This window comes from Cuspidothrix issatschenkoi CHARLIE-1, assembly GCF_002934005.1.
Taxonomy (GTDB): domain Bacteria; phylum Cyanobacteriota; class Cyanobacteriia; order Cyanobacteriales; family Nostocaceae; genus Cuspidothrix; species Cuspidothrix issatschenkoi.
The window spans coordinates 49,181-55,596 of record NZ_PGEM01000072.1; the positions used below are offsets into that span (position 1 = coordinate 49,181).

Sequence of the window (6,416 nt, forward strand, 5' to 3'; positions counted from 1 at the left end):
ACACATAATCCCCATCTTAAGGCTAAAGGCAGTAATTTTGAGGAAAAATTTGCACTTTTGCTGGAAAAAGAATACAAAAAAGCTACTGTTTACTTGAGGTAAACTCTTTTTTCACGACATTGATTAACAAAATGTAAATAACGTTCTGCAAATACCTGTCGAGAAAATTGATTAGCGTGTGTTTGTATATACGCATAATTGTATAAATCCTGATAATCTAGAAATTTTTCTACGGCATCTACTAAAGCTCCTATTGTTTGTGTTTTGAATAATATACCAGTTCCGGTATCAGGATGTGTACGAATATCTCTAACTGTTTCTAATGCACCACCTACACCATAAGCAATTACAGGAGTTCCACAAGCTTGGGCTTCAACTAGGGCAATGCCAAAATCTTCACAAGCTGTATAAACAAAAGCCTTGGCACGTGCCATATATTGTTTGACGATATGATCGGGTTGCCATCCTAAGATTTGGATATGGGGTTGGGCTATTTCCCGTAATTTATTCATTTCTGGCCCAGTACCAATGATGATTAGGGGTTTTTTAAGGCTGTTAAAAGCCTGAACAATCAAGGCAACGTGTTTATAACTCACTAATCGGGATACTATCAAGTAAAAATCCTCTTTTTCTGAAGAAAAGGGACATTCATCCAGGTTAACTGGAGGATAGATGACGGTAGCTTCCCGATGATAACAACGCCAAATTCTTCTAGCTGTGTGTTGGGAGTTAGCAATGAAATAATCTACCCGGTTGGCACTGATTACGTCCCATTGCCGCAATTGATGTAGAATGTAGCGTGTAATCCAGCCAATTCCTCCTTTGCCTAATTTGCTTTGGTTGAGATAATCAAAGGTTAAGTCCCAAGCGTAACGCATGGGGCTATGGCAATAGCAAATATGCAGTTGATTGGGTGTGGTTAATATCCCTTTGGCTACTGCATGGGATGAAGATAGGATAACTTCATACTCTCGCAAGTCCAGTTGTTCAATGGCCAAGGGTAATAAGGGTAAGTATTTTTGCACACCTTGACGCGCTTGGGGAAATTTTTGTAAAAACGTTGTGCCAATTTGCCGGTTGTACAAATAACTTTCGGGATTGGTGGATTCAAAATCAATGAGGGCATACAAATCAGCATCAATGTGATTTAATATTTCCTGGACTACGAGTTCTGAACCACCTGTAGCTTGAGGGGTTAACCACTCATGAACTAAAGCATATTCTAAAGACACAGTTAACTTGAATAGGTGGGAAGTAGTTAGGCTAATTTAATGAGGTGATATGGCAGGTGACAGGTGCTACACCACGGTGGCAGGTGACAGAGTTTAAAGTCTTGTACTGCCTAAGTTCTATGACAAGTTGATGTTATTATCCAACTGCATACCGCTATATTAAATACCCCTCATTGTGATCCACTAAGTGGGAAAACCCCAACTTGAATAGAAGATACCATCCTACCAAAAGATGTTCCAAGATGATACGGCAACCTGATAACCTCAAAGATAATGGTGATTTTGCCACTGGTGATTATCTAGGAGTTAGGAATTTATGCGTATTCTGGTTATTGGTGGAACTCGGTTTATTGGTGTTTACTTAACTAAACTGCTGGTGCAAGCTGGACATGAGGTGGTTTTGTTTAATCGTGGTAATCATCCTGCACCTTCAGGGGTAGGACAAATTATCGGCGATCGCACTGACGCAACACAACTGAAGGAAAAGTTAGCACGGGAAAGTTTTGATGTTATTTTTGACAATAATGGTCGGGAACTGACGGATACCCAACCTCTGGCGGAAATTTTTCAAGGACGGGTAAAACACTTTGTGTATATGAGTTCGGCGGGTGTTTACCTCAAATCTGACCAAATGCCCCATATTGAAGGGGATGCAGTTGATCCTAAGAGTCGTCACAAGGGTAAACATGAAACAGAAGCTTACCTGAAGCAGTTAGGAATTCCCTTTACTTCTATTCGTCCTACTTATATCTACGGACCGCAAAATTATAATCCTTTGGAAAGTTGGTTTTTTGATAGAATTGTGCGCGATCGCCCGATTTGTATTCCTGGAAATGGTATGCACATTACCCAGTTAGGCCATGTCTGGGATTTAGCTCAAGCAATGACCCAGATAATTGGTAATGATAAGGCCATTGGTGAGATTTATAATATTTCTGGCGATCGCTATGTTACCTTCGATGGTTTAGCCCGTGCTTGTGCTGTAGCTGCTGGTAAATCTGCTGATGATGTGAAAATTATCCATTATGACCCCAAAAAGTTTGATTTCGGTAAACGAAAGTCTTTCCCGATGCGGGTGCAGCACTTTTTTGCATCTGTAAATAAAGCACAAATAGAATTAAATTGGCAACCTAAATATGATTTAGTTTCTGGTTTACAAGATTCTTGGGAAAATGATTATTTAGCAACTGGTGCAGATAAAAAAGAGATAGATTTTTCTGTAGATGATGAGATTTTAACGACGTGAACTACCACACACTGACCTTCAGTGTGGGCTTCCCAATTCATCGGGAATGGCCGCCCCTACCAGGGTTCTAGGACACGCATATTTAATTTCTGGAGATGTCTAATATCATGTCCGCCCAATCACTTACAATATAGTTCATCATTGTATTGCCTTTTCCCAATTACCAATTACCCATTACCAGCCTCAACAAATATGATAAGTGTTCAACCGGACATGATATAATGGGAGACTCGCAATTATTAATTTTTTATCTCCTGCCTCTTAAAAAGCAAATGCTCACTTCACGCGCAAAACATATAATTCCAGAAATGTTCCCCTCATGATCTGAGATTTTGGCAATTTGGCAGATAACTATTTTAATTTCCAGCTTTAATGGAATATCAACAGGGTGAACCAGAGGGTTGAGAAGTTATTGATGTGGGGATTGAACCTAGCACTATAGCAATACTACCCTAATCGTGAGAAAATACGTAGATAAAAATCATTGTTTTATAAGCATTTGAGCCTTTTTGAACTCTCACGTATCATTTAGGATTGCTATAGATACTTCTAGACTCCAGGACAAGCGATAGATGCGGTGCTGTCCAACTCAGGGGAAGATTACCAAATTAAGTTTATAGCCATTTTTTACAACTTAACTGTTACTGGCTAGGAAACGCGAAGAAAATATACGGTAATTGCATTAACCGTTTTTTAAAATTAAGACACAGACTTATCCAGTACAATTATTGAAATGTACAAATACAAACTAGACTGAAAATAGTGGAATGGTAAAAAAGTATGAAAAGTTAATAATTTAAGTTTTAATCCCGCAGCATTTGGGAAATAATAGCATCGGCTTGCAATCTTTTGTAAGTTAAATGGACTAAATTGGCTTCATCAATTTGTCCACAAACATAGCAAGCTAGTCTCAGGGCATCTAATAACATTAAGGTTGTAATACCTTCTGCTGCTAAAGAGGAGATATATTTACACACACCCTTAGCACAACTTTTTGCGGGCATAAGTACAAGCAACAACCGCAAACAATCGGCTGATGCCATTAAATCATCTAATTCATGAGTTTGTGATGCTAATTGCACAATTCCCAAAACGATTTGATTGGGGGAAATACCTTCTTTCATCAGCAAAATAAAGAAGGATGTTAAATGACATGGGGTGCTGTGATCTAGTTTGATATTCATAGTGCTTATTAAATTCAGTGTAACAATAATCGCCGTTTTTTTTGTTAATCCGGAAAAATTTGCGAAAATTTTTTTGTTTTTTTCGTCTTTTTCCGTGGGATTGTAGAATCCATTAGCAGATGTCAACCAATTTGTCAATCTGAGTTCTGATTAATTTTGGACACTCATCAAGGCGCGGTTTAATTCATGATTCCGTGTTACTTGATTTTGTAAATAAGCCAATTTCTCCTCTTCAATCATTTTTACGTCTTCTAAGACTAAGCTATCGAGTAATTTTTGCGCTGCACCAAATAAGCTGTTTTTGATGAATTTTCTAAACCCAATCGGTAGCTTATGTAACCGCTAAAAGGCATTTAATGATGTAAAGTGGGGTAAATAGGTTTTGGTATGAGTCTGATTTATGGGACATAGTAAACAGTAAATTTTAAAATCTTGACCTAAAATTGAGACCCGGTGAGGGTAAATGTAAGTTACATCTAATGGTTCTGGATGTAGAGACCTCAAACCGGGAAAAAATAGTTATGAAATTGACCAAATTTTGTCTATACGATAATAACTTTGGGCTGTGTAATGAGCATGAACTTGGCTGTGATCTTCGTCAATAGTTTCCAGTGATGCTGCTGCCCATGCTTGTAAATCTTGATGTAGGTGTCCATGGTACATATCCATGAGATTTTCGATCAGGTAGGAATAATCGGCTTGACAGTTGATGACAGAAACGGTAGCAATATAGTCTATACCATTTCTTTGTAAAGTTGCATATAATTTACCCCGCCCGGCTTTGCCGTCCCCTTGCTAAGGCAGGGCTGTTTCATTCGTTAAGGAGGATGGATTTGTCAATATCATTAGCGATAATTTTTGGGACGAAATTGATGGGACATAAACATATTGACCCAAAAATTTAAACTTTTTTACCATAAAAATTAGAGCGATCGCTAAAATGAAACCTTGACATTATGCGCCTTTCAAGGAATGAAACAGCCCTGCTTGCTAAGGGGGGACTGATTATATGCATCTTCATAGAAAATTGGTATTAGGTGATCCCATTCTGGTAAACCCAAGGGTTGAACTGTGGGTTGATCATCTCATGGGTGTAGGTTTATACCCAATTGTCTCACCTCTCGACTTTGGACGACAGAATCAAAAGGTAAGGTAGAGTCTGGCATTTTTGGTAGCATGAGGGTAGATTAAAGCAGTGACCATATTATTAAAAAAGAATCTGTATGGCAAGTTACTTAGAAACCCAATCTTCCGATGAATTGGTGGATCAACTTATTCAAGAAACCCCAGCACCGAATCATGTCCAAGTCATTGAAAATGTAATTGATACCTTAGCACAAGATGATAGTGCTATGGTCAGTCATGCTGCTGAGGGCGGATATCTGTGGAAATTTCAATATGGCAGTGTGGAAGTATTTGTACAGTTAACGGGAATTACGGATGAAGATACGATCACGGTTTGGTCTGCGGTGCTGAAGTTACCGGCAAAAGATGAACCTCGCTTGATGCGATATCTGTTAGAGTTAAACTGTGTCAGCACTTTTGAGGCGCGATTTGGAATTATTAATAATCAAGTGGTTATTATTTCTACACGCACCTTAGCCGAGTTGTCTCCGGGAGAAGTTTCCCGCATTGTTACTATTGTGGCTACTATCGCTGATGACAATGATGAATATCTGCAATCGGAGTTTGGTGGAGTTTAATAGACATCTCTGAAATAGTATTATTTTATAGACATCTTCAGAAATTTAATGTCCTCCCAACAGTCGGAGGATTTTGGGTTAAATTTCAGAGGTGTCTATTACCTTTGAAGTAAGAATTTAGGTGAGGGGATAATGCTTGAGGAATGGTTTCTTTAGATTCTAGGGGGTATTCTGTATAGTTGGAGTTTGACCATTATTGATCTAGAGTGTGGGTTTTTAGTTTTTTGATGGTGCGAGTTAGAAAGAATTCGTCTTCACCAAAGTATAAGTTTGTTGGCATAGTAGTACGGCAATACAATTTTCGTGCATGAGCGTTAGCTCTGCTGCTTACCTCTCACGTCTTACTTTTATAAGCTGTTATGCAGCTAAATCGAATAAACAGCATTACCTTTATTTTTAACTTTGCGCTCCCATTTAATAATAAGACCTCCTTCGTTTAGCAATTTATTTAGGGTTTGCTGAATAAAAGTAAAACCTGGATAAATCACGAGTTTAAGGGTAAGAAAAAAGGAACAAAGTGGAAGGAAAAGGGGTAAAATAGGTAAAACCCTTGCATAAAGGTGCATGAAAATGTATCGCAAACAAAAACAACAAGACACACTACTGGAAGAGTTTGAACTACCCTTTGGGGGGAAACTGGCAGCAGATAACCGTTGGGTAATCCTGGCCAAAATAATACCTTGGATAGAATTTGAAGCAGAATACGCAGCAATATTTACAGCAAGTATAGGCGCGCCAGCCAAAACACTTAGAATGGGGTTGGGAGCATTAATAATTAAAGCAAAACGGCTCTTCCGTACTTCTTATGCTAAATTATTTTGCCAAACCCCAAAATCCTGATATAGCAAGGATTTTACCTGAATTCATCGGTTAATTTAACATAAATTTGGTATTAAAAACAATGAAACCCTTTATTTATATGGGTTATGGGGTAAATAAACTCATATTTGGCATAATAGGTACGGAAGAACCACAAACGCATGAATAAGGAGTTCAGCCACATCTTACGTAGGTCCTAACAATGAAACCCTTTATATATATGCGTTATGGG

General features: G+C 38.4%; 6 protein-coding genes and 1 pseudogene. 4 read left to right on the plus strand and 3 right to left on the minus strand.

Annotated elements, in window-relative coordinates; translation table 11 throughout:
• Window positions 1-89: 89 nt before the first annotated feature.
• Window positions 90-1,232, minus strand: a complete 1,143-nt coding sequence (locus CUN59_RS10630; RefSeq protein WP_104387820.1) for a glycosyltransferase — start codon at window positions 1,230-1,232, stop codon at window positions 90-92.
• A 242-nt stretch (window positions 1,233-1,474) separates the two neighbouring features.
• Here CUN59_RS10630 and CUN59_RS22320 point away from each other — a divergent pair, with 242 nt between their 5' ends.
• Both CUN59_RS22320 and CUN59_RS10635 read left to right on the plus strand, forming a co-directional pair.
• The gene (locus CUN59_RS22320; protein WP_279327299.1) at window positions 1,475-1,597 is read left to right on the plus strand and encodes a hypothetical protein; all 123 of its coding nucleotides are present in this window, start codon (window positions 1,475-1,477) and stop codon (window positions 1,595-1,597) included.
• Complete coding sequence (locus tag CUN59_RS10635) at window positions 1,549-2,478, plus strand: NAD-dependent epimerase/dehydratase family protein (RefSeq protein WP_104387821.1); 930 nt, start codon at window positions 1,549-1,551, stop codon at window positions 2,476-2,478. The genes CUN59_RS22320 and CUN59_RS10635 overlap by 49 nt, the downstream gene beginning before the upstream one ends.
• Before the next feature lie 803 nt (window positions 2,479-3,281).
• Here CUN59_RS10635 and CUN59_RS10640 read toward each other — a convergent pair.
• Both CUN59_RS10640 and CUN59_RS10645 read right to left on the minus strand, forming a co-directional pair.
• On the minus strand, window positions 3,282-3,662 hold the full coding sequence (locus CUN59_RS10640; protein ID WP_104387826.1) for a hypothetical protein: 381 nt from the start codon (window positions 3,660-3,662) through the stop codon (window positions 3,282-3,284).
• 112 nt (window positions 3,663-3,774) lie between these two features.
• A pseudogene (locus CUN59_RS10645) lies at window positions 3,775-4,400 on the minus strand (aromatic ring-hydroxylating dioxygenase subunit alpha); the annotation flags it as partial.
• Between the two features lie 485 nt (window positions 4,401-4,885).
• Between CUN59_RS10645 and CUN59_RS10650 the strand changes: the two are divergent.
• Together CUN59_RS10650 and CUN59_RS10665 are read left to right on the plus strand one after the other, a co-directional pair.
• Window positions 4,886-5,365, plus strand: a complete 480-nt coding sequence (locus CUN59_RS10650; RefSeq protein ID WP_104387822.1) for a YbjN domain-containing protein — start codon at window positions 4,886-4,888, stop codon at window positions 5,363-5,365.
• 570 nt (window positions 5,366-5,935) lie between these two features.
• Entirely contained in the window at window positions 5,936-6,205 is a 270-nt protein-coding gene (locus CUN59_RS10665) for a hypothetical protein (protein ID WP_207765408.1), read from the plus strand.
• Window positions 6,206-6,416 lie beyond the last annotated feature (211 nt).

Coding starts and splice junctions, on each gene's coding strand:
- CUN59_RS22320 (WP_279327299.1), top strand. CDS start 1,475: ATGATACGGCAACCTGATAACCTCAAAGATAATGGTGATTTTGCCACT.
- CUN59_RS10635 (WP_104387821.1), top strand. CDS start 1,549: ATGCGTATTCTGGTTATTGGTGGAACTCGGTTTATTGGTGTTTACTTA.
- CUN59_RS10650 (WP_104387822.1), top strand. CDS start 4,886: ATGGCAAGTTACTTAGAAACCCAATCTTCCGATGAATTGGTGGATCAA.
- CUN59_RS10665 (WP_207765408.1), top strand. CDS start 5,936: ATGTATCGCAAACAAAAACAACAAGACACACTACTGGAAGAGTTTGAA.
- CUN59_RS10640 (WP_104387826.1), bottom strand. CDS start 3,662: ATGAATATCAAACTAGATCACAGCACCCCATGTCATTTAACATCCTTC.